The 21,040-nt window shown below is 67.5% G+C and carries 22 protein-coding genes; 8 read left to right on the forward strand and 14 right to left on the reverse strand.

Annotated elements, in window-relative coordinates:
* The first annotated feature begins 3 nt into the window (after positions 1-3).
* From G3A44_RS06860 to G3A44_RS06875, 4 genes are read left to right on the forward strand one after another with little or no spacing between them, the layout of a single operon-like run.
* Positions 4-912, forward strand: a complete 909-nt coding sequence (locus G3A44_RS06860; protein WP_163456776.1) for a polysaccharide biosynthesis tyrosine autokinase — start codon at positions 4-6, stop codon at positions 910-912.
* Positions 902-1,804: an exosortase B gene (gene xrtB, locus G3A44_RS06865; protein WP_163456777.1), complete on the forward strand. Its 903-nt coding sequence runs from the start codon at positions 902-904 to the stop codon at positions 1,802-1,804. The genes G3A44_RS06860 and xrtB overlap by 11 nt, the downstream gene beginning before the upstream one ends.
* Positions 1,801-2,493 carry an exosortase-associated protein EpsI, B-type gene (epsI, locus tag G3A44_RS06870; protein ID WP_163456778.1) on the forward strand — a complete coding sequence of 231 codons (693 nt, stop codon included), beginning with the start codon at positions 1,801-1,803 and terminating at the stop codon, positions 2,491-2,493. Before xrtB ends, epsI begins: the two co-directional genes overlap by 4 nt.
* A complete protein-coding gene (locus tag G3A44_RS06875; RefSeq protein ID WP_163456779.1) occupies positions 2,459-3,289 on the forward strand; it encodes a WecB/TagA/CpsF family glycosyltransferase in 831 nt (276 codons plus the stop codon). Before epsI ends, G3A44_RS06875 begins: the two co-directional genes overlap by 35 nt.
* On the opposite strand, the gene G3A44_RS24045 is transcribed toward G3A44_RS06875, so the two are convergent.
* The 3 genes from G3A44_RS24045 to G3A44_RS06890 all read right to left on the reverse strand — a co-directional run bounded on the left by G3A44_RS24045 (position 3,273) and on the right by G3A44_RS06890 (position 6,441).
* A complete protein-coding gene (locus tag G3A44_RS24045; protein WP_203561322.1) occupies positions 3,273-4,382 on the reverse strand; it encodes an amino acid ABC transporter permease in 1,110 nt (369 codons plus the stop codon). The two genes, G3A44_RS06875 and G3A44_RS24045, sit on opposite strands and share 17 nt — an antisense overlap.
* Complete coding sequence (locus tag G3A44_RS06885; protein ID WP_310734337.1) at positions 4,379-5,299, reverse strand: ABC transporter permease subunit; 921 nt, start codon at positions 5,297-5,299, stop codon at positions 4,379-4,381. The genes G3A44_RS24045 and G3A44_RS06885 overlap by 4 nt, the downstream gene beginning before the upstream one ends.
* A gap of 107 nt (positions 5,300-5,406) precedes the next feature.
* Positions 5,407-6,441 (reverse strand): amino acid ABC transporter substrate-binding protein, encoded by a 1,035-nt coding sequence (locus G3A44_RS06890; protein ID WP_163456780.1) that lies wholly within the window; start codon positions 6,439-6,441, stop codon positions 5,407-5,409.
* 171 nt (positions 6,442-6,612) lie between these two features.
* Between G3A44_RS06890 and G3A44_RS06895 the strand changes: the two genes are divergently transcribed.
* Genes G3A44_RS06895 through G3A44_RS06905 form a run of 3 tightly spaced genes read left to right on the forward strand, consistent with a single transcriptional unit; the run spans position 6,613 to position 9,253 of the window.
* On the forward strand, positions 6,613-7,911 hold the full coding sequence (locus tag G3A44_RS06895; protein ID WP_163456781.1) for a glutamate-5-semialdehyde dehydrogenase: 1,299 nt from the start codon (positions 6,613-6,615) through the stop codon (positions 7,909-7,911).
* Positions 7,908-8,648, forward strand: a complete 741-nt coding sequence (gene queC, locus G3A44_RS06900; protein ID WP_163456782.1) for a 7-cyano-7-deazaguanine synthase QueC — start codon at positions 7,908-7,910, stop codon at positions 8,646-8,648. Before G3A44_RS06895 ends, queC begins: the two co-directional genes overlap by 4 nt.
* A 23-nt stretch (positions 8,649-8,671) precedes the next feature.
* Positions 8,672-9,253: a LemA family protein gene (locus tag G3A44_RS06905; RefSeq protein ID WP_163456783.1), complete on the forward strand. Its 582-nt coding sequence runs from the start codon at positions 8,672-8,674 to the stop codon at positions 9,251-9,253.
* A 202-nt stretch (positions 9,254-9,455) separates the two neighbouring features.
* On the opposite strand, the gene G3A44_RS06910 is transcribed toward G3A44_RS06905, so the two are convergent.
* The 10 genes from G3A44_RS06910 to G3A44_RS06955 form a co-directional block, all read right to left on the reverse strand.
* The gene (locus G3A44_RS06910; protein ID WP_163456784.1) at positions 9,456-9,875 is read right to left on the reverse strand and encodes a F0F1 ATP synthase subunit epsilon; all 420 of its coding nucleotides are present in this window, start codon (positions 9,873-9,875) and stop codon (positions 9,456-9,458) included.
* Between the two features lie 79 nt (positions 9,876-9,954).
* A complete protein-coding gene (gene atpD / locus G3A44_RS06915) occupies positions 9,955-11,361 on the reverse strand; it encodes a F0F1 ATP synthase subunit beta (RefSeq protein ID WP_163456785.1) in 1,407 nt (468 codons plus the stop codon).
* 47 nt (positions 11,362-11,408) lie between these two features.
* Positions 11,409-12,293, reverse strand: coding sequence for a F0F1 ATP synthase subunit gamma (gene atpG / locus G3A44_RS06920; protein ID WP_163456786.1), 885 nt, complete (start codon positions 12,291-12,293; stop codon positions 11,409-11,411).
* A gap of 67 nt (positions 12,294-12,360) precedes the next feature.
* Positions 12,361-13,914 carry a F0F1 ATP synthase subunit alpha gene (gene atpA, locus G3A44_RS06925; RefSeq protein ID WP_163456904.1) on the reverse strand — a complete coding sequence of 518 codons (1,554 nt, stop codon included), beginning with the start codon at positions 13,912-13,914 and terminating at the stop codon, positions 12,361-12,363.
* A 76-nt stretch (positions 13,915-13,990) separates the two neighbouring features.
* Positions 13,991-14,524 carry a F0F1 ATP synthase subunit delta gene (locus tag G3A44_RS06930; protein ID WP_163456787.1) on the reverse strand — a complete coding sequence of 178 codons (534 nt, stop codon included), beginning with the start codon at positions 14,522-14,524 and terminating at the stop codon, positions 13,991-13,993.
* Positions 14,525-14,526: 2 nt separating this feature from the next.
* Positions 14,527-14,997 carry a F0F1 ATP synthase subunit B gene (locus tag G3A44_RS06935; protein WP_163456788.1) on the reverse strand — a complete coding sequence of 157 codons (471 nt, stop codon included), beginning with the start codon at positions 14,995-14,997 and terminating at the stop codon, positions 14,527-14,529.
* 59 nt (positions 14,998-15,056) lie between these two features.
* The gene (atpE, locus tag G3A44_RS06940; RefSeq protein ID WP_163456789.1) at positions 15,057-15,305 is read right to left on the reverse strand and encodes a F0F1 ATP synthase subunit C; all 249 of its coding nucleotides are present in this window, start codon (positions 15,303-15,305) and stop codon (positions 15,057-15,059) included.
* A 133-nt stretch (positions 15,306-15,438) separates the two neighbouring features.
* Positions 15,439-16,335, reverse strand: coding sequence for a F0F1 ATP synthase subunit A (gene atpB / locus G3A44_RS06945; protein WP_163456790.1), 897 nt, complete (start codon positions 16,333-16,335; stop codon positions 15,439-15,441).
* Positions 16,336-16,352: 17 nt separating this feature from the next.
* Positions 16,353-16,847 carry an ATP synthase subunit I gene (locus G3A44_RS06950; protein WP_163456791.1) on the reverse strand — a complete coding sequence of 165 codons (495 nt, stop codon included), beginning with the start codon at positions 16,845-16,847 and terminating at the stop codon, positions 16,353-16,355.
* Between the two features lie 242 nt (positions 16,848-17,089).
* The gene (locus tag G3A44_RS06955) at positions 17,090-18,013 is read right to left on the reverse strand and encodes an SMP-30/gluconolactonase/LRE family protein (RefSeq protein WP_163456792.1); all 924 of its coding nucleotides are present in this window, start codon (positions 18,011-18,013) and stop codon (positions 17,090-17,092) included.
* A gap of 392 nt (positions 18,014-18,405) precedes the next feature.
* On the opposite strand from G3A44_RS06955, the gene G3A44_RS06960 reads away from it, so the two are divergent.
* A complete protein-coding gene (locus tag G3A44_RS06960) occupies positions 18,406-20,163 on the forward strand; it encodes a S8 family serine peptidase (protein ID WP_163456793.1) in 1,758 nt (585 codons plus the stop codon).
* Positions 20,164-20,175: 12 nt separating this feature from the next.
* Here G3A44_RS06960 and G3A44_RS06965 read toward each other — a convergent pair whose 3' ends face one another.
* Positions 20,176-21,003, reverse strand: coding sequence for a LytR/AlgR family response regulator transcription factor (locus tag G3A44_RS06965; protein WP_163456794.1), 828 nt, complete (start codon positions 21,001-21,003; stop codon positions 20,176-20,178).
* Positions 21,004-21,040 lie beyond the last annotated feature (37 nt).

A 21,040-nucleotide genomic window follows, 5' to 3' on the forward strand; every position in this document is an offset into this window, starting at 1 on the left:
CACATGGGCAAAGCAGACACTCCTCCCGACACCATCTTCGGTCAGTTCCAGACCGGCTCCGGCGGTGAGCCCCACGGCACCCGCTCCATCGGGGAGCTGATCCAGGACGCCAAGCACCTGAGCCCGGAGGACCTGGAGAAGATCGCCGAGTACCAGCGAGCCCACGGTCTGCGTTTTGGCGAGGCCGCCATTGCGCTGGGTCTGGCCACGGCCGAAGACGTGCTGCAGGCCTTGTCGCAGCAGTTCAACTACGCGGTGGGCAAACCGGACCAGCAGTCCATCAGCGACGAGCTGGTCACGCTCGTCCAGCCCTTCGGCCACCAGGCCGAGGCGTTCCGTGCCATGCGCAGCCAGTTCCTGCTGCGTGCGCGGGCTGACGCCGGTGCTCCGCGCATGCCCATGGCGGTGGTCAGCACCCGGCCCGGAGACGGCAAGTCCTTCTTCTGCGCCAACCTGGCGGTCTCCCTGGCCCAGCTGGGTGGCCGCGTCCTGCTGATCGACGCCGACCTGCGCGGCCCGCGTCTGCATCATGTCTTCGGCGTGGACAACAGCAAGGGCCTGACCAACGTGCTTTCGGGCCGAGGGGGGCGGGGTGTGATCAAGTCGGTGCACGGCATCGACAACCTCTTCCTCATTCCCGTCGGGGTGCAGCCCCCCAATCCCTTGGAGCTGGTCGAAAGTACGGCCTTTGGCCTGCTGCTGCGCGAGGTGACCGTGAAGTTCGACCATGTGGTGGTGGACACCCCGGCCATCTCCCTGGGGGTGGACGGCATGGTGGTGGCCTCGCGTTGCGGCAGTGCACTGGTGGTGGGGCGCAAGAACACCTCCCGGATGGCCGAGCTGCGGGACCTGACGGCCCGGCTGCAGTCTGCCCAGACCCGTCTGCTTGGCGTGGTGATGAATGAGTTCTGAGACGACCTCTGCGCCGCCTCGCCTGCCAGGCGGCTGGCGGCGCCCGGACCTGCAGTGCTGGTGGTGGGCGCTGCCCGGCCTGCTGGTGGTGGCCTTGCCCATGCTGTGGGACCTCTACCAGCAGATCTGGACCACCGAAGAACAGGGCCACGGTCCGATCGTGATGGCCTTGGGCTGCTGGCTGATCTGGCGGCGCTGGGCGGAGTTGAACCCGGAGCCAACCTCGACTGTGGAGCCGGGCGACTCCAGCCGCTGGGGACACCTGTGGCTGGGTCTGGGGGCACTGCTCTACATTGCCGGGCGTGGCGGCCGGGTGCTCAGCGCGCAAACCCTGGCCGTGCTGTTGATGCTGCTGGGACTGGTGCTGCTGCTGCGCGGCCCGCGGGGCCTGCGCAGCGTCTGGTTCGGCTTGTTCTTCCTACTGTTCATGGTGCCGCTGCCTGCCGTGTTGGTGGACACCGTCACCCAACCGATGAAGCTGGCCGTCTCCACGGTGGCGGCTTGGGTGATGTCTTCGATTGGCTATCCGGTGGCGCGCAGCGGGGTGATCCTGCAAGTGGGCCAGTACCAGTTGCTGGTGGCCGACGCCTGCGCCGGGTTGCACACCCTGTTCACGCTCGAGGCCATGGGGCTGCTGTACCTGAACGTGGTCAAGTACGCCTCCGCCTTCCGCAACATCACCCTGGCCGTGCTGATCGTGCCGATCTCGTTCGCGGCCAACGTGATCCGGGTGATGACCCTGTCGCTGATCACCTTCCATTTTGGTGACGCTGCGGGTCAGGGGTTCCTGCACAGCTTCTCCGGCATGGTGCTCTTCCTCGCTGCCCTGCTGCTGACCATGGTGGTCGACAGCCTGCTGCGCTGGATCGAATCGAGGTTCCGTCCGACATGAGCGCGCACGACCTGAACCGGCGCCGCGCCATCACGGCCAGTGTGGCCATGGTCGGTGCCGCCGCTGTGGGCCAGGCCATGGTGCCCACCCAGTACCTTGCCGCCGAGCGGGGCGGTTTCCGTCTGGATCGCAAGGTGCCTGAGCGCTTTGGCGAGTGGGGGCCTGAACCCTATGCGCGGGGTGGCATCGTCAACCCGCAAACCAAGGCGCTGCTGGATCAGCTCTACGGCGACCTGCTGGAACGCACCTATGTGAACGGCCAAGGCCAGCGGGTGATGCTCACCATTGCCTACGGCCCCGACCAGTCGCAGCCGGGCGTCCAACTGCATTACCCCGAGGTCTGCTACCCAGCCCAAGGCTTCAAGGTGTTGAGCAATGTCGTGGGCCAGTTGCCCGTGGCCGGCTCCGCACTGCCCGTGCGCCGTCTGGAGACCAACCTGACTGAGCGCCGTCCTGAGCCGGTGACCTACTGGCTCATGATCGGCGACCAAGCCACCTTGGGGGGATGGGACAAGCGACTCAAGGAGCTGCGCTACGGCTTGCGGGGCAAGATCGTGGACGGCATGCTGGTGCGCGTGTCCTCCATCGATCCCGACAGCGCCCGCGCCTTTGTGCTGCACCAGCGCTTCGTCAACGACCTGGTGACCCATCTGGATGCCGAAACCCGACGCCGGCTCACCGGCCTGTGAGGTCCGCGTGAGCGGTCCGGTGCGGCGCTGGCCGCTGCTCAACATCTGGGTCGACGACCTGAGCCGGTCAGAGCTGCTGGACCTGCTGGCCACCCGGGGTGGGCTGGTCTTCACCCTGAATCCCGACCACCTCTGGCACCTGCAGCACGACCCAGCCTTCCTCGCCGCCTATCGGCAGGCCGACTGGGTGACGATGGACAGCGCGCCATTGCGGGGCCTGATGGGCTGGACCGGTCGTCCCCTGCGCGAGCGCATCACCGGCTCCGATCTGGTGCCGGCCATGCTGCACCACGCGGTCCGGCAGCAGGTGCCTTGGCGCTTCTTCCTGCTGGGGGCCGCCCCCGGTGTGGCCGAAACAGCGCGTCGCCGCATGAATGAACGGGCCGGCCAGGCGCTGGTGGTTGGTGCGCTCGGGCCATCCATGCGCTTCGTGGACGACCCCCAGGAGACGGAAACGGCCCTGGCGGCGATCCGGGCCAGCGGTGCCAACGTGCTGCTGGTGGGCCTGGGAGCACCCAAGCAGGAGGTCTGGCTGGCCCGCCACCGGCACGCCTTGCCCGGTGTCAAGGTGCTGCTCGGCGTGGGCGCCACCCTGGACTACGAAGCCGGTGCAGTGCGTCGCGCGCCGGTCTGGATGCGCCGCATGGGCCTGGAGTGGGCCTACCGCATCGGCTCGGAGCCGGGCCGCTACCTGCGCCGTTACGGGCGCAACACGCGCTTCCTGTGGTGGATGCTGCAAGAACGTCTGGGCCGCTATCGCGACCCGTTCGGGCCTGACGTCAACGGCCCCGTCTGAGCGTCCATCGGGCCTCCAGCGCGCGGCCGGCGGCGGACAGGCCCGCACACCCGGCAAAGTACAGTGCCGTGATGAACAGCGTGCCCTCCAGCAGGAACGGCCGCCAGACCGGGTCCCCCTGCAACGCCAGTCCCAATGAACCGGTGAGCTCGTACAGGCTCACCACCGTCACCAGCGCGCTGTCCTTGAACAGGCCGATCGCGCTGTTGACCAAGGCCGGCACCATCCGGATCAGCGCCTGCGGCAACAGGATCCAGCGGTAGATGGCCCGGCGCGGAAGGCCCAGGCTGGCACCGGCCAATTGCTGCCCGACCTCCAGCGCTTGCAGACCGGCCCGGATCGTCTCACTGAGGTAGGCCGTGGCGAACAGCGTCATGGCCAGCCACACACGCAGCAGCACGTCCGGTGCGGTGGCGCCGGGCCACCAGAGTGGAAACAGGAAGCTGGCCGTGAAGAGCACCGCCACCAGCGGTAGACCACGCACCAGCTCCACCCCCCAGGCCAGCACCCGGCGCAGCACCGGCCCCCCTTCACGGCGGCCCACCGCCACCGCCGTGCCCAGGGGCAGCGCCGCGACCAGCGCCCCTGCCGAGAGCAGCAGGCTCAGCGGCAGGCCTCCCCAGCGGTCCGTCTCGACCACCCCCAGCCCCCAGGCCTGTGCACCAGGCCAACCATGCAACAGGAACACAGCACCGCACAGACCGCAGACGGCAAGCCCCACCCGCCGCCCCATGGAGGTCCCACCGGCGGCCGCCGGGGGCCACAGCGCCCCGGCCACCGCCCCCAGGAGCAGCACCGTGGCCAGCACCGGCCGCCAGGCCAGCTCCTGGGGGTATCGCCCCAGCAGGATGAGGCGGTGCTTCTCCGCCACCACCCCCCAGCAGGCGCCTTGACCACGGACGGCTTGGCAAGCCTCGGCATCTGGACGCCAGACAGCTGACCACCAGGCCCAGTCCAGCAGCGCCGGCCCCCAGGCCCAGGCCAGCGCGGCCACCATCCCGCTGACCCCCAGCGCCCAAGGGGGCCAGAAGCAGGCACGCAGCAGGCCGATGACCCGCTGCCACAGGCGGCGTCGGGAAGGTGGCGCCGTCATGCCCGCTCTCCCGCCTGCCAGACCCCGGCACGGCGGTCCAAGGCATGACCCAGCCAGGCCACCAAGGCTGACAAGCCGAGGTAGATCCCCATCAGGATGGCCATGCACTCCAGCGCCCGACCGGTCTGGTTGAGGGTGGTTTGGGTGACGGAGGCCAGATCGGGATAACCCACCGCCACCGCCAGCGAAGAGTTCTTCACCAGGTTGAGCACTTGGTTGGTGAGCGGGGGCACGATGACCCGCAGCGCCTGGGGAGCGATCACACCACGCAAGGCCTGCCAGCGGGTCATGCCCAGGGCCTGCGCCGCCTGCCACTGGGCCTGCGCAACCGCCATGAGCCCCCCCCGCACCACTTCCGCCACAAAGGCGGAGGTATAGAGCCCCAGGCCCAGGGACAGGGTGAGGAATTCGGGGGTGAGCACCCAGCCACCGCTCACGGACAGCCCATCGACCACCGGCCAGCTCACGCCACCGGACGTCGTCGGCGTCCAGGCCGGCAAGGCCAGACCGGCCTTGCACAACAGCAGCCCTCCCGGCCCCAGCCAGGGCGCCTCCATGGGCGGGAGCATCTCCACCCATAGCAGATAGCCCAGCAGCAGCTGGACAAGCAAGGGAACATTGCGCAGCGCACCGACCCAGGCCGCCGCCAGGGCGCGCAACAGGGGATGGGGCGTCAGCCGGGCCAGGCCCACCGCCGTCCCCAGGCCCAAGGCCAGGCACAGGGCCAACGCCGCGGCCCTGAGGGTGTTGAGCAGCCCCACGGCCAGGGCCTGCCACAAAGGTCCCGTGGCCTCCACGCCCAGGTCACGGGGTTCGCCCACGTCAAACCCGGCCGGCTCCAGCAGGAACTGCCATCCCGCCTGGATGCCGCGGGCCGACAGCGTATGCTGTGCCCGCAGGACCAGGAGCGTCAGCACCGCGGCCACCACCCCCGCGGCCAGCAGCGACCAGACCCAGGCGGGCCATCGCCCTGAATCGGGGCCGGATGCCCCCCGCTGCGCCACGCCGGCCAGGTCCTGCCGCCTCAACGCAGTGGCAGGGCGTACATCAGGCCGCCATCCTTCCAGAGACGGTTACGGCCGCGGGGCAGGCCCACCGGCGTGGCCTCCCCCACGTTGCGCTCGTAGATCTGCCCATAGTGGCCCACCGCCTTGATCGCGCGCACCATCCAGTCTTTGTCCAGACCCAGGGGCTTGCCCAGGTCCTCGCCCTTGCCCAGCAGCCGCAGCACGGCCGGATCGGTGCTCTCGGTCAGCAACTGGTCCACATTGGCCTGCGTCACCCCCAGCTCCTCCGCCTCGACCAGCCCGTGCAGCACCCAACGCACCACAGTGGTCCATTCCTCGTCCCCTCGCCGCACCAGGGGCCCCAACGGCTCCTTGGAAATGAGGTCCGGCAGGATCACATGGGCCTTGGGATCCCTGGCTTCGCGCGCACGCACGGCCGCCAGACCGGAGGCATCGGTGGTGTAGGCCTGGCAACGGCCGGCGAAGTAGGCGGCATTGGCGGCATCGAACTTCTCGAAGACCACCGGCTTGAGGCCGAGCTTGTGGGCACGGGAAAAGTCGGCCAAGTTCTTCTCGGAGGTGGTGCCGCTCTGCACGCACACCGTCGCATTGCGCAGCTGCTGGGCGCTCTTGACCTTGAGCTTGGCCGGCACCATGAAGCCCTGCCCGTCGTAGAACGCCACGGCCGTGAAGGCCAGCCCCATGCCGGCGTCGCGGGTCAGGGTGACGGTCGTGTTGCGCGACAGCAGGTCCACCTCACCTGACTGCAGGGCCGCAAAGCGCTGCGCCGAGGCCAGGGGCACCCACTTGACCTTGTTCGCATCCCCCAACACCGCAGCAGCCACCGCGCGGGCCAGGTCCACGTCGAGGCCGCTCCAGCGGCCCTGGCTGTCGGCCGCCGAGAAGCCCGGGACCCCCGTGCTCACGCCCACCACCAGCTGGTCGCGCTGGCGGACAGCCTCCACCATCTTGCCCGCCCACGCCGGCGCCACCGCGCCCACCGCCATGCCCACCCACAGCACCGCTGCGGCCCTTGCCTGCCAGAGTCCCATCGTCGTCCTCTCCTGTGAAGAGGGGCCCACGACCCGCCGCGTCGACCCCAAGCGCCGATTCTGCCGCCCACGCAGGCTTCAGGGGCGCATGTCCGCCGGTCGCGTTGGCAGCACCGGCACCCCTCGGCCTGCCGGACGGCCGGGCGCAGGCTCCGGGATAATCCCGCCATCATGCAAGACGCCGCCGCCACCCACCAAGACGATCTCCTCCGCTACATGGACGGCCTGGGCCGCCAGGCCCGTGACGCCGGCACCGTGATGGCCCGCGCAAGCACCCGCGCCAAGGACCAGGCCCTGCTGGCCCTGGCCCGCCGACTGCGTCAGGCCGGCCCGGCGCTGCAGCAGGCCAACCAGCGCGACACCGACGCCGCACAGGCGGCCGGCCTGAGCGCCCCGATGGTGGACCGGCTGCGGCTCACCCCCAAGGTCATCGAGACGGTGGCGCTGGGCTGCGAGCAGCTGGCGGCCATGCCCGATCCCATTGGCGAGATCACTGGCGTGCGCCGACGCCCCACCGGCATCAGCGTCGGCCAGATGAGGGTGCCCTTGGGCGTCTTCGGCATGATCTACGAAAGCCGGCCCAACGTGACCATCGAGGCCGCCTCGCTGGCCATCAAGAGCGGCAACGCCTGCATCCTGCGCGGCGGCTCCGAAGCCATCCACAGCAACCTGGCCCTGTGGCGCCTGGTCCAGGACGCGCTGGCCGAGGCCGGTCTGCCCACCCAGGCCGTCCAACTGGTGGAAACCACCGACCGTGCAGCCGTCGGACGGCTGATTGCCATGCCCGAGCATGTGGACGTGATCATCCCGCGCGGCGGCAAGGGGCTGATCGAGCGCATCAGCCGCGAGGCCCGGGTGCCGGTCATCAAGCACCTGGACGGCAACTGCCACACCTATGTGGACGCCCAGGTGGACCTGGAGCAGGCGCTGGTGGTCACCGACAACGCCAAGACCCAGAAATACAGCCCCTGCAATGCCACGGAAAGCCTGCTGGTGCACGCCGCCAGCGCGCCCCACTTCCTGCCTCGCCTGGGGATGCTGTTCGCGGCCAAAGGCGTGGAAATGCGGTGCTGTCCGCGGGCTCGGGCCGTCTTGGCCGACGTGCCGGGCCTGAACCTGGCCGACGCCAGCGAAGCGGACTGGGCCGAGGAATACCTGGCGCCCATCATCAGCGTCAAGGTGGTGGACGCCCTGGATGAGGCCATCGCGCACATCAACCGCTACGGCTCACACCACACCGACGCCATCCTGACGACCGACCACCCCAGCGCCATGCGTTTCCTCAGGGAGGTTGACTCCGCCAGCGTCATGGTCAATGCGAGTACCCGCTTCGCAGATGGTTTCGAGTACGGCCTGGGCGCCGAAATTGGCATCTCCACCGACAAGTTCCACGCCCGCGGCCCCGTGGGCCTGGAGGGCCTGACCTCGATGAAGTGGGTGGTGCTGGGCCAGGGCGAGGTGCGCGCATGACCTTGCTGCCCCTGAGCCATGCCGATCCGCGTCGGGCCCTGGTGCTCTTCTCCGGGGGTCAGGACTCCACCGTCTGCCTGGCCTGGGCACTGCAGCACTTCAGCCAGGTGGAAACACTGGGCTTCGACTACGGCCAGCGTCACCGCATCGAGCTGGACTGCCGCCAGACCGTCCGCCAGGCGCTGGTGCAGCGCTTTCCGGCCTGGGGTGCCCGACTGGGCGAGGACCACCTGCTGGACCTCTCGCTGCTGTCCCAGATCAGCGCCTGCGCGCTGACCGAGGAGCGGGCCATCGAGATGCAGGCCAACGGCCTGCCCAACACCTTTGTGCCCGGTCGCAACCTGCTGTTTCTCACCTTCGCGGCCACCCTGGCCTACCGCCGGGGGGCGCAGGTGCTGGTGGGGGGCATGTGCGAAACCGACTACTCCGGGTATCCGGACTGCCGGGACAACACCCTCAAGGCGCTCCAGGTCGCACTCAGCCTGGGCTTGGACCAGCCGGTCTGCCTCCAGACCCCGCTGATGTTCCTCACCAAGGCTGACACCTGGGACCTGTCGACCCAGCTTGGCGGTGAGGCGCTCAACGACCTGATCGTCGCCCACACCCACACCTGCTACCTGGGTGAGCGTGGACGTCGCCATGACTGGGGCCACGGCTGCGGCACCTGCCCCGCCTGCGAACTGCGTGCCCGCGGCCACGCCGAATGGCGCGCCCGTCAGGCCCTGCAGTCGGCCTGAACGCCCGACCGCCAGGAGACCGCATGGAAGACCTCTCCGCCCTGCTGGAAGACGGACAGCGCATCGGCGCCTGGCTGCTGGAATTGGGCCTCATCCTGGTCCTGCTGTTCTGGATGGTGGGCGCCCGCAACCGCCTCATGCGCCACCGCGCTGCCGTCAACACCGCCTGGCTACAAATCGACGAACTGCTGCAGCGCCGCGCCGCCACCCTGGAAACCCTGCTGGCTGCCGTGGCCCCCAGCCTGCAAGACGAAGCCGCCAGCCTGGCCGCCCTGCGCCAAGCCCTGGAGCAGCAGGGAAGCGCCGCGCGAGCCGTGCGCCCCAAGCCCACACGCGCGGGCCGGCTCCAGGCCTGGAGTGCGGCCGAGCTGGCCCTGGTGTCCCCCTTGCTCCGGCTTCAGGCCCTGATCGATCAACGCGAAGCCCTGCGCGAGGACGAGACCGTCAAGCCCACCCGCCGCGCCCTGGATGAGCAGGCCCAGAAGCTGGCCTACGCCCGGCAGGCCTTCAACGCCGCCGCGGACGACTACAACACCGCAGTGGCTGAATTCCCCACCCGCCTGCTCACCCGGACTTTCGGCTTCAGCCGCATCCAGCGCCTCTGAGCCCCGGCATGACCGGGCGCTCATCCCCCGGCAGGTACCCCAACTCGATGCCGCCCCCATCCGACCAGGCTGCGGCAAGACATGAAAAAACCCACCGCGGGCGTCCCCGGGGTGGGTGGTGGAGGGTCCTCCGCGCGCCGGGCCACCCATCCGGGCAGCCCCGCACCAAATCGCGACCGACTGGCCGGAGCCAGCCGCGGACTCAGCGCGTACGGCGCAACTTCTGGATGGCGGCCAACTGCGCGGCCATGGTCGCGAACTCGCTCTGCGCCGCAGCAAAGTCGATGTCGCTCTTGGCGTTGCGCATGGCTTCCTCGGCCAGCTTCTTGGCCTCGTTGGCCTTGGCCTCGTCCAGATCGTGGCCACGGATGGCCGTGTCGGCCAGCACGGTGACGCCGTTGGGCTGCACCTCCAAGATGCCGCCCGCGACGAAGACGAACTCCTCTTGACCGTTGTCGGCACGCTCGATGCGCACCGCGCCCGGCTTGATGCGGGTGATCAACGGCGTATGGCGGGGCAGGATACCCAGCTCGCCGTTTTCGCCCGGCAGCGCAACGAACTTGGCCTCACCGGAGAAGATGCTCTCTTCCGCGCTGACCACGTCGACGTGGATGCTTTCCATGTTCGATCTTTCGTGAAAGGGTAGGAGAAGACCTCAGGACAGGACCGCAGCCGGAGCGGAACTCCGGCCGCCGACCTCATCACTGCATCTTCTTGGCCTTCTCGAAAGCCTCATCGATGGTGCCGACCATGTAGAAGGCCTGCTCGGGCAGGTGATCGCACTCGCCAGCCACGATCATCTTGAAGCCGCGGATGGTTTCCTTCAGCGGCACGTACTTGCCGGGCGAGCCGGTGAACACTTCGGCCACATGGAACGGCTGCGACAGGAAACGCTGGATCTTCCGGGCACGGGCCACGGCCAGCTTGTCTTCCGGCGACAGTTCGTCCATACCCAGAATGGCGATGATGTCGCGCAGTTCCTTGTAGCGCTGCAGGGTGGCCTGCACCGCACGGGTGGTGGAGTAGTGCTCTTCGCCGATGACGTTCGGGTCGATCTGGCGCGAGGTCGAGTCCAGCGGGTCCACGGCCGGGTAGATACCCAGCGAGGCGATGTCACGCGACAGCACCACGGTGGCGTCCAAGTGGGCGAAGGTGGTGGCGGGCGACGGGTCGGTCAAGTCATCCGCCGGCACGTACACGGCCTGGATCGAGGTGATCGAGCCGACCTTGGTCGACGTGATCCGCTCTTGCAGACGGCCCATTTCCTCGGCCAGCGTCGGCTGATAGCCCACAGCCGAAGGCATACGGCCCAGCAGCGCGGACACTTCGGTACCGGCCAGGGTGTAGCGGTAGATGTTGTCCACGAAGAACAGCACGTCACGGCCTTCGTCGCGGAACGACTCGGCGATGGTCAGGCCGGTCAGGGCCACGCGCAGACGGTTGCCCGGGGGCTCGTTCATCTGGCCGTAGACCATGGACACCTTGGAGTCCTCGAGCTTCTCCAGGTTCACGACGCCGGAGTCGGCCATCTCGTGATAGAAGTCGTTGCCCTCACGGGTACGCTCGCCCACACCCGCAAACACCGACAGACCGCTGTGGGCCTTGGCGATGTTGTTGATGAGTTCCATCATGTTCACGGTCTTGCCCACGCCGGCGCCACCGAACAGACCCACCTTGCCGCCCTTGGCGAACGGGCAGATCAGGTCGATCACCTTGATGCCGGTTTCCAGCAGCTCTTGCGACGGGCTCAGCTCGTCGTAGGCCGGGGCCTTGCGGTGAATGGAGGCGGTCAGCGACTGGGAAACCTCACCGCGCTCGTCGATGGGGTTGCCCAGCACGTCCATGATCCGGCCCAGTGTGGCCTTGCCGACCGGGACGGTGATGGGGTTGCCGGTGTTGGTCACGGTGACACCACGGCGCAGGCCGTCGGAAGAACCCAGCGCGATGGTGCGGACGATGCCGTCACCCAGCTGCTGCTGCACTTCCAGGGTCAGCGCGGAGCCTTCCATCTTCAGGGCGTCGTACACCTTGGGCATCTGGTTACGCGGGAACTCCACGTCCACCACGGCGCCGATGCACTGAACGATCTTGCCTTGGGCTTGAGTCATTTCAGATCCTTCAATCTTGATTCGATTCGTTCGCGGCTGGGCCGCCGTCAACCACTGATCGCGGCCGCGCCGCCAACGATCTCGGACAGTTCCTTGGTGATCGCTGCCTGACGGGTCTTGTTGTAGATGAGCTTGAGCTCACCAATCAACGTGCCGGCATTGTCAGTGGCCGCCTTCATCGCGACCATGCGGGCCGACTGCTCCGACGCCATGTTCTCAGCCACGGCTTGGTAGACCAGGGCTTCGAGGTAGCGGGTCAGCAGCTCATCGATGACGGTGGCTGCATCCGGCTCGTACAGGTAGTCCCAACCGTAGGCCGATTTCTCCGCCTCGGACTGGCTCAGCGCCTCGGGGGCCAGCGGCAACAGCTGCTCGACCACCGGTTCCTGCTTCATCGTGTTGATGAACTTGGTGTAGCACAGGTACACCTTATCCACCTTGCCTTCGACAAAAGCGTCCAGCATCACCTTGACGGCACCGATCAGCTTCTCGACCTGAGGCACATCGCCCAGACCGGTCACCTGCGAGACGACCGTCACACCCAGGCGGTTCAGGAAGCCCAGGCCCTTGGAGCCGATGGCGACGGCCTCGACCTTGGAACCCGCCGCCTGCACATCCTTCATCCGGTTGGTGACGGCGCGCAGCACGTTGGTGTTCAGGCCACCGCACAGGCCCTTGTCCGTGGTCACCACGACAAACCCGTCCACGCCGGCGTTGCCGCCGGTGCGCATGAACGCCGGCTTGTACTCAGGGTTGGCCTGGGACAGGTTGGCGGTGATGTTGCGGATCTTGTCGCTGTACGGACGGGCGCTGCGCATGCGGTCCTGCGCCTTGCGCATCTTCGACGCGGCGACCATCTCCATGGCCTTGGTGATCTTCTTGGTGTTTTCCACCGATTTGATCTTGCCGCGGATTTCCTTTCCGACTGCCATGACAGTTTCTCCTGTTCTGCGGGGGTGGACCGATCAGGAGATCAGCGCCACCCCGGGGTCATGGGCTTCAGGCGAAGGACTTCTTGAAGGCGGCGATCGCGCCGTTCAGCTCTTCCTCGGCCGCCTTGTCCATGGCCTTGTCGGCTTCCAGCTTGGCCAGCAGAGCGGCATGGCTGGTCTTGAGGAACTGATGCAGACCGGATTCGAATGCCAGCACCTTCTTGACGTCCACGGTATCCATGTAGCCCTTGTTCACGGCATACAGGGAAGCCGCCATCAGGCTGATGGACAGCGGGGCGTACTGGGCCTGCTTGAGCAGCTCGGTCACGCGGGCGCCACGGTCAAGCTGCTTCTTCGTGGAAGCGTCCAGATCGGAAGCGAACTGCGCGAAGGCAGCCAGTTCACGGTACTGGGCCAGGTCGGTACGGATACCGCCGGACAGGCCCTTGATCAGCTTGGTCTGGGCAGCGCCACCCACGCGGGACACCGAGATACCGGCGTTGATCGCGGGACGCACACCTGCGTTGAACAGGTTGGTTTCCAGGAAGATCTGGCCGTCGGTGATCGAGATCACGTTGGTCGGCACGAAGGCAGACACGTCACCAGCCTGGGTCTCAATGATCGGCAGGGCGGTCAGCGAGCCGGTCTTGCCCTTGACTTCACCCTTGGTGAAGGCTTCGACGTAGTCGGCGTTCACGCGGGCGGCGCGCTCCAGCAGGCGGCTGTGGAGATAGAACACGTCGCCAGGGAAGGCTTCGCGGCCCGGCGGGCGACGCAGCAGCAGCGACACCTGACGGTAGGCCACGGCCTGCTTGGACAGGTCGTCGTAGACGATCAGGGCGTCTTGGCCGCGGTCGCGGAAGTACTCGCCCATCGTGCAGCCGGAGTAGGCCGACACGTACTGCATCGCAGCGGACTCAGAGGCGCTGGCGGCCACGACGATGGTGTAATCCATCGCGCCGGCGGCTTCCAGGGCACGCACCACGTTCTTGATCGACGAAGCCTTCTGGCCGATCGCAACGTAGATGCAGGTCATGTTCTGACCCTTCTGGTTGATGATCGCGTCGATCGCCACGGCAGTCTTGCCGGTCTGGCGGTCGCCGATGATCAGCTCGCGCTGACCACGGCCGACGGGCACCATCGAGTCGATGCACTTCAGGCCCGACTGCACCGGCTGATCCACGGACTTACGGGCGATCACGCCCGGCGCGACCTTTTCGATCACGTCCGTCATCTTGGCGTTGATCGGGCCCTTGCCGTCGATCGGCTGACCCAGGGCGTTCACCACGCGGCCGATCAGCTCAGGGCCGACGGGCACTTCCAGAATGCGGCCCGTGCACTTCACGGTGTCGCCTTCGGAAATGTGCTCGTACTCGCCCAGGATCACGGCGCCCACGGAGTCACGCTCCAGGTTCAGCGCCAGGCCGAAGGACGGCTGGCCGTCCTTGCCTGCGGGGAACTCGAGCATTTCGCCCTGCATCGCATCGGACAAGCCGTGGATCCGGACGATACCGTCCGTCACCGAAACCACGGTGCCCTGGTTGCGGATGTCGGCGGCGGCGCCAAGGCCGTCGATGCGGCTCTTGATCAGTTCAGAAATTTCTGCGGGATTCAATTGCATAGCATGCTCCCAGTCCGTGGCGGCCAGGACAGCGAGGGACACGCTGCCACCGACCGATGCGGATGTTGGATTCGATTCAAGCGCTCAGCGCCACCTTCATGCGTTCGAGTCGGGCCTGGACAGAGGTGTCCAGGACCTCATCACCCACCACCACGCGGATGCCGCCGATCAGCGCCGGCTCCAGCTCGACGCGAGCGGCCAGCTTGCGGGCGAAGCGCTTCTCGAGGCTGGCGACCACATCAGCGAGCTGTGCGCCCTCGATCGGGTAAGGGCTGAAGATCACGGCGTCTGCGACGCCGGAGGCGCCGTTGACCAGTGCCTGGAACTGCTCGGCCATGGCCGGCAGCGCCACCAGGCGCCCGTTCTCGATCACGGTGCGCAGAAAATTCTGCACACCCGTCTCCAGCGGCATGCCCACGACGCCGGCGATCAGGTCGAAGACCTGCGCGCCAGTGACCTTGGGGTTGTCGGCGAACTGCTGCAGCTGCGCATCGGCAGCCACGGCGCACAGCGCCTGGACCTGACGGCTCCAGGACGCCAGATCACCCTTGGAGGCCACCTGGAAGAGGGCCTCGGCATAGGGACGTGCGATGGTAGTGAGCTCGGCCATGGTCACAGCTCCGTCTGCAGGCGGGTCAGCAGCTCGGCGTGGACGCCGGCATTGACTTCGCGCTTGAGGATCTGTTCAGCGCCCTTGACGGCCAGCGCGGCCACTTGGTTGCGCAGCGCTTCGCGGGCCTGGATCATCTGCTGCTCGGCTTCCGCCTTGGCTGCAGCCACGATCTTGGCGCCCTCATCTTCGGCGCGCCGCTTGGCTTCTTCGACGATGGCCTGGGCGCGCTTCTCGGCATCGGACAGCAGTTGGGCCGTCTCGTTGCGCGACTGGGCGAGCTGCTCCTCGACGCGCTTGTTGGCGCTAGCGAGTTCCAGCTTGGCCTTGTCGGCCGCAGCCAAACCATCCGCGACCTTCTGGGCGCGTTCATCGAGGGCCTTCGTGATCGGCGGCCACACGAATTTCATCGTGAACCACCACAGGATCCCGAAGACCACGATCTGCGCCAACAGTGTTGCGTTCAGATTCATGGCTTCGACCTTTCTCGTTTAAGTCGTTTGGAAAAACGTGGAACGACGAGAAAGACCGATCACTTCAGCACGAACGGGTTCGCGAAGGCGAACAGCATCGCGATACCGACGCCGATCAGGAAGGCCGCGTCGATCAGACCGGCCAGCAGGAACATCTTGGTCTGCAGTTCGTTCATCAGCTCGGGCTGACGGGCAGACGCTTCCAGGTACTTGCCGCCCATCAGGGCGATACCGATACAAGCACCGATGGCGCCCAGACCGATGATGATGCCGCAAGCCAGAGCGACGAGACCGAGGATGTTTTCCATGATTGCTCCTAGAGAAAGGTAGTTGACGGACGGGAGAAAAAAACGTGACGGGAGGACAAGCCTCCAGCCTCGCCGGCCCGGATTCGGGCCGGCGCGACTGTACAGATTTCGAAGAGGGCGGGCGAGCGCCTGATCAGTGCTTGTCGTGCGCTTGGCCGACGTACACCAAGGTCAACATCATGAAGATGAAGGCCTGCAGGGTGATGATCAGGATGTGGAAGATGGCCCAGGCGGTGCCGGCAATGACGTTGCCCACCCACAGCGCGATGCCACCGAAGGAGCCGAAGCCCACGGCACCCATCAGCGCGATCAGCATGAACACCAACTCGCCGGCGAACATGTTGCCGAACAACCGCATGCCATGCGAGATCGTCTTGGCGGCGAACTCGATCATCTGCAGCGTGAAGTTGATCGGGGCCAGCAGCAGCGCAGCAGGACCATGCGCATGGAACGGCGCCGAGAACAGCTCAGCCACCCAGCCACCCAGGCCCTTGATCTTGATGCTGTAGTACAGGCAGGCCAGCAGCACGGTGACGGACATGCCCAGCGTGACCGACAGGTCGGCGGTGGGCACGACGCGCAGGTAGGCGTGGTGCGGGTCGTGGCCCATGGCGCCGTAGAGGCCGGCCCACAGCGTAGGCAGCAGATCCAGAGGCAACAGGTCCATGGCATTCATCAGGAAGATCCAGACGAAGGCGGTGAGGGCCAGCGGCGCCACGGCCTTGCGGGACTCGGCGTTGTGCACGATGCCCTTGGCCTGGGTATCGACCATCTCGACCAGGAACTCCACCGCCGCCTGCAGGCGGCCTGGCACGCCGGAGGTGACACTGCGGGCCACGCGCCACAGCAGGAAGCTGCCCAGCACGCCCAGCAGGACCGAGAAGAACAACGAGTCCAGCTTGAGCACCGGATCGCTCAGCGAGAAATCGGCGATGCCGGTCTGCGCACGGTTGGTCAGGTGCGTCAGGTGGTGCGAGATGTACTCGCCCGCGGTGGGCGCATGAGCCGTGGCGTTGCTTTCAGCTGACATGTCTATGACGTCCGTTCTTAACTCATCTTCGGGCCACGCCACTTCAGCGCGACCCAGTAAACCTTGAGGCACATCACCAGGGCAACCAGCAGCGCCGGCCAACTCAGGTCAGGCACCACCCACGGCGCCGCGCCCAGCATGGCGACCGAAAACGCGATCTTGCCCACTTCCCACAACATGAAACTGACGACACTCAGCGCCGGGGTGGAACCGCCGCGCCGGCGGCTCAGTTTCCAAGCCACCCAGGCAGCGGGCACCACCACCACCCATGCACCATAGAGCGCGGACAGCACATGCCTGACTTGCCCTCCCCAGAGTCCGGCACACAGGGCGACAACAACGCCGACCAGCACCTGGACCACCACCACCTTCCACGGTGACACGGAAGGGCTCGCCGCCGCCAAAGCCTGCGCCTCTTGTCGAGACAGGACCTTGAAAGGCCGCGAATCGTCCGCATCATCCGTATCCTGCCAGCCGTCACGCCTGCCAGTGGGGCTGGGTGGAACGGACATGGACACTCCTTCTGCGGGGGTAAAGCCTGCTGATTATAGGGCTTACCCGGCCCCGAAACAGTGCACACCCGATGTCGGGTCGGACACTGTCGCAAGCGCATTCTTATGTGCTAGCCCGCCGCGCTTGGTTGGGCGTTGGAGGCACCGGTGACAGCACCCGCAAAGCAGGATAAGCACCAATTCGGTGCATCGCTTGCCGCCGCGTGGTGGCCGCCGTGCCAAACCGGCACAGCGGTCCACGCTCAGCGCTGAGCGAAGTGGGCCGGCAGCCCGGGCACGTCCACACGCAGGCTCAGCACCCGTCCGGCCAAGGGCTGAGCCGCGAGCTCGGCCGCCGGCCGGTTGTGGCGGGCGGTGGTCACAAACAGCGTGCGCAGGTCGGCGCCTCCCAGGCATGGCATGGTGGGGCAGCGCACCGGCAGCCGGACCCGCCGCAGCACCTCACCCTTCGGCGACAGGCGCAGCAACTGCTGCCCCTCGAACATGGCGACCCAGTAGCAGCCCTCTGCATCCACGGTCGCCCCATCGGGCCGACCACCATAGGCCTCCAGGGGAGCCCCCACCGGGCGGTGCTCAAACTGTCGCCACGGCTCGCGACGGGCAGCAGAACCATCCACAGGACTGATCGCGAAGCGGTCGATGCGGTGGGACTTGGTATCGCTCCAGTACATCCACCGGGCATCGGGGCTGAAGGCCAGACCGTTGGCCACGGTGGCACCACCCTCGATGCGGGTCAGTTGGCCCCGCTCCCAGCAGTAGAGCGAGGCGGCCTCACGGTCGCGGGGCTCGTAGATCGTGCCCACCCAGAAGCGCCCCCAGGCGTCGGCCTTGCCATCGTTGAAGCGTTCGCTGGCCGGGTCGTAGGGAGGGGGCGCCAAACGTTCGGGGGCCGCCATGGGGGCACCGGCCTGTGGCTGCACATGCCAGAGACCGTCTCGGCGAGCCATCAGCAGGCCACCGCCCAGCATCGGCGCCAGACAGGCCGGCTCGCTCGGCTGTTCCCAGCGGTCATGCCGCCCACAGGACGGCTCGAACCGGTGCAGCGCATGCCCAGGGATGTCGACCCAGTACAGCGCCTGCTCATCGGGATGCCAGAGCGGAGACTCTCCCAGTTCGCAGGGCGGCACAGGCAAGGCGTCGAAGTCAGGCGTGTCGACGTGGGACATGGGGCACGGAATCCACGGAGGCGAAGAAGGGGACTGATTGTGGTGCGGCGCCGTTACCGCGGAGGTACGAAGGAATTCGGGTTGCCCCCTACACACCCGCCTCATTCGGTCGAAAAGAACGTGAAAACCAGCGCTGCGAAAGGGTTGACATGTGGCGTTCCAGCTCAACACGGCCCAACTTCCATCCATCGACTTCGCTTTTTACGATGCGGAATGCATCCGCAAAAACCACACAAGCCCTTTTTCACACCGCCAAAGAAGTCACCTTAAAAGGGGACGAACTTTGCCTGGCTCATCACCTTGGCAGATTCCCCATAGGCAGGTGGATCCTCCTGTTGGGTTGCCTGGCGCCCTGGGCCACCCAGGGCACGGCGGCCACACGTCCGGCTTGGATGACCTCGGCAGAGCCGGGCGAGGTGCTGGAGATTGCCCAGCCCCTGGCGCCACGCCCCGCCCGGGATCCGGACGGAGAGGCGACCCAGGAGGAGGCGCAGGAGGAGGTCCCCACGGATCAGCTGATCGTGCAGTTCCACCCCTCACGCAGCCGGGCATTGGCCGCACCGCGGACACGCGCGAGTCAACTGCAGGCCCTGCGCAGCGCCGCCCACGCCCAGGGCCTGGTCGTCATCCAGGCACGGGCGCGCGGGCAGGACCGCGCGGTGCTGAAGCTGGAGCAAGCGCTGCCTGCCACCCAGCTGAGGCCAGCAGCGCAGGCCCTGGCGGGCCAGATCGCAGGCGTACGCCGGATCGAACCGGACCTCAAAGCCCAGCCGCAGCGGGTGCCGACCGATCCGCTTTACAGCCAGCAATGGCACTACCAAGGACAGCCGGGCAGCCTGAACCTGGCCGCGGCCTGGGACCTTTCGACCGGTCAGGACGTGGTGGTAGGGGTGGTGGACACCGGCGTGCTGCCCCATGCGGACTTGTCCGCCAACCTGCTGTCCGGGCGGGACTTCATCAGCAGCGCCAGCGCCGCACGTGACGGCGACGGGCGCGACGGCGACGGCAGCGACGCGGGTGATGGGTGCAGCAGCGGCCAGAGCAGCTGGCATGGCACCCACGTGGCGGGCACCATCGCCGCGGCGGCCAACAACGGACAGGGCGGTGCAGGCGTGGCGTGGGACGCCCTGCTGCTGCCGGTCCGGGTGCTGGGCTGCGGCGGGGGGTACACCTCGGACATCACCGATGGCATGCGGTGGGCCGCCGGCCTGCTGAGCGATGGCACGCCGCCGCCCTCGCAACCGGCCAAGGTGCTGAACCTGTCGTTAGGCGGCGGGGGCGGCTGCCCCAGCGATTTCCAGTCGGCGATCGACGAGGTGATGGCGGCCGGGGTCAGCGTGGTGGTGGCGGCAGGCAACAGCAACGCCGCCGTCTCCGGCTTCTTCCCTGCCAATTGCCGGGGCGTGATCACCGTGGCCTCTGTCGGCAGGGGGGGCGCGCGGGCGCCCTACTCCAACTACGGGCCCCGGGTGGACGTGGCCGCACCCGGCGGCAACATGGCCGCCGGCACGGCCATGGGTGTGCTGTCCACCCACAACAGCGGCTCCCTGGCACCGGGGGCCGACAGCTACCAGTTCCTGCAGGGCACCTCCATGGCAGCGCCCCACATCAGCGGGCTGGTGGCCCTGATGCTGGCCCGCAACCCCAACCTGCGGCCCGACGAGATCCGCACCCTGCTGCGCAGCACGGCCCGGGCCTTTCCTGTGACCTGTAGTGGCTGCGGCACGGGCATCGCCAACGCGGCCGCCGCCGTGGCCGCGGCCAACGTGGGCGCGGCTGTGGCCTCTGCCGCCGCGGAGCAGGAGCCCAACGACGCCCACGCCCAGGCGCAGACACTGGGCAGCCTTCCGGTCAAATTGAGCGGGCACCTGGGGACGCTGCAAGATGTGGACACCTACAAAGTCCGCGTGGCCCCTGGGGTGACGGTCACCGCCCGGCTGCTGGCCAATCCGGCCGCCAACCTCAGCCTGGTGTTCCGCAACGCGGCCAATGTGGTGATGCTGCGCAGCGATCGGGCTGCGGGACTGGCCGACCGGCTGTCCTGGCGCAACGGCAGCGGCGCCGGAGTGGACCTGTTCATCCGGATCGTCCGGGTGACGGGTACCCCCGGTGCCTCGACCATGGACTACACACTGGAAGTCGCCCGCTAGCGCGACGCGCCCTCACATGCCCTTGAACAGGTGGTGGTAGCTGCGGCTGACCTCCAACCGTTCCGGATGGCCGCGCAGGTGCACGAGCTGGCGCCCTCGGTCATCACGGCTGACACTGGCGATGGCGTCCACCGCCACCAGGGTGGAGCGGTGGATCTGCCAGAAGCGGCGCGGATCGAGCTCCTCCACCAGCTCCTTGATGGGCTTGCGGATCAGCGCCTCCAGTGCGGCCGTCTGCACACGGGTGTACTTCTCGTCGCTGATGAAGAACAGCACCTCCGCCACCGGAATCATCTGCACGGTGCTGCCCACGCTGGCCTGGATCCACTCCAGGGCGGGACGCGGCGCCTGGCCCATGGGCTGCGACAGGCGGTGCAGCAACTGCTGCAGGCTGACCTGCGGCAGGCTCTCGGCGGGCGGATCCTGCCGCTGCCGGCGGGCGCTCAGTCGCTGCGCCAGGCGTGCGGTGGTGCGGGCCAGGCGCTCGCGCTCCGCAGGCTTGAGGACGTAGTCGCACGCCCCTTGCTCAAAGGCTTCCACCGCGTACTGGTCGTAGGCGGTGATGAAGACCACGTCCGGCAGGAGCTGGTCTTCCCCCAGGTCCAGCTGGGCGATGTCGCGCGCCGCCTCGATTCCGGTCATGCCCGGCATGCGGATGTCGAGGAAGACGATGTCCGGCGCGTGCTCGCGCACCATGGCCACCGCCTCGGCACCGTGCCGGGCCTCGGCCACGATCTCCAGCGCCGGCCACACCTGCTGCAGGCGGCTGCGCAGTTGGTCGCGCATCAGACGCTCATCGTCGGCAATCACGGCACGGGCGGCGGGCAAAGACGGTTCCATGGCAATCCAGAAGGGTCAGCAGCAGCGGGTGAAGGGG

The organism is Ideonella livida (assembly GCF_010499455.1).
In the GTDB taxonomy this organism is placed as follows: domain Bacteria; phylum Pseudomonadota; class Gammaproteobacteria; order Burkholderiales; family Burkholderiaceae_C; genus Ideonella; species Ideonella livida.

What these genes read in the sequence shown, in the direction of transcription:
- G3A44_RS06860 (WP_163456776.1), top strand. Translation starts at nt 4, where the DNA reads ATGGGCAAAGCAGACACTCCTCCCGACACCATCTTCGGTCAGTTCCAG.
- xrtB (WP_163456777.1), top strand. Translation starts at nt 902, where the DNA reads ATGAGTTCTGAGACGACCTCTGCGCCGCCTCGCCTGCCAGGCGGCTGG.
- epsI (WP_163456778.1), top strand. Translation starts at nt 1,801, where the DNA reads ATGAGCGCGCACGACCTGAACCGGCGCCGCGCCATCACGGCCAGTGTG.
- G3A44_RS06875 (WP_163456779.1), top strand. Translation starts at nt 2,459, where the DNA reads ATGCCGAAACCCGACGCCGGCTCACCGGCCTGTGAGGTCCGCGTGAGC.
- G3A44_RS24045 (WP_203561322.1), bottom strand. Translation starts at nt 4,382, where the DNA reads ATGACGGCGCCACCTTCCCGACGCCGCCTGTGGCAGCGGGTCATCGGC.
- G3A44_RS06890 (WP_163456780.1), bottom strand. Translation starts at nt 6,441, where the DNA reads ATGGGACTCTGGCAGGCAAGGGCCGCAGCGGTGCTGTGGGTGGGCATG.
- G3A44_RS06895 (WP_163456781.1), top strand. Translation starts at nt 6,613, where the DNA reads ATGCAAGACGCCGCCGCCACCCACCAAGACGATCTCCTCCGCTACATG.
- queC (WP_163456782.1), top strand. Translation starts at nt 7,908, where the DNA reads ATGACCTTGCTGCCCCTGAGCCATGCCGATCCGCGTCGGGCCCTGGTG.
- G3A44_RS06905 (WP_163456783.1), top strand. Translation starts at nt 8,672, where the DNA reads ATGGAAGACCTCTCCGCCCTGCTGGAAGACGGACAGCGCATCGGCGCC.
- G3A44_RS06910 (WP_163456784.1), bottom strand. Translation starts at nt 9,875, where the DNA reads ATGGAAAGCATCCACGTCGACGTGGTCAGCGCGGAAGAGAGCATCTTC.
- atpD (WP_163456785.1), bottom strand. Translation starts at nt 11,361, where the DNA reads ATGACTCAAGCCCAAGGCAAGATCGTTCAGTGCATCGGCGCCGTGGTG.
- atpG (WP_163456786.1), bottom strand. Translation starts at nt 12,293, where the DNA reads ATGGCAGTCGGAAAGGAAATCCGCGGCAAGATCAAATCGGTGGAAAAC.
- atpA (WP_163456904.1), bottom strand. Translation starts at nt 13,914, where the DNA reads ATGCAATTGAATCCCGCAGAAATTTCTGAACTGATCAAGAGCCGCATC.
- G3A44_RS06930 (WP_163456787.1), bottom strand. Translation starts at nt 14,524, where the DNA reads ATGGCCGAGCTCACTACCATCGCACGTCCCTATGCCGAGGCCCTCTTC.
- G3A44_RS06935 (WP_163456788.1), bottom strand. Translation starts at nt 14,997, where the DNA reads ATGAATCTGAACGCAACACTGTTGGCGCAGATCGTGGTCTTCGGGATC.
- atpE (WP_163456789.1), bottom strand. Translation starts at nt 15,305, where the DNA reads ATGGAAAACATCCTCGGTCTCGTCGCTCTGGCTTGCGGCATCATCATC.
- atpB (WP_163456790.1), bottom strand. Translation starts at nt 16,335, where the DNA reads ATGTCAGCTGAAAGCAACGCCACGGCTCATGCGCCCACCGCGGGCGAG.
- G3A44_RS06950 (WP_163456791.1), bottom strand. Translation starts at nt 16,847, where the DNA reads ATGTCCGTTCCACCCAGCCCCACTGGCAGGCGTGACGGCTGGCAGGAT.
- G3A44_RS06955 (WP_163456792.1), bottom strand. Translation starts at nt 18,013, where the DNA reads ATGTCCCACGTCGACACGCCTGACTTCGACGCCTTGCCTGTGCCGCCC.
- G3A44_RS06960 (WP_163456793.1), top strand. Translation starts at nt 18,406, where the DNA reads ATGACCTCGGCAGAGCCGGGCGAGGTGCTGGAGATTGCCCAGCCCCTG.
- G3A44_RS06965 (WP_163456794.1), bottom strand. Translation starts at nt 21,003, where the DNA reads ATGGAACCGTCTTTGCCCGCCGCCCGTGCCGTGATTGCCGACGATGAG.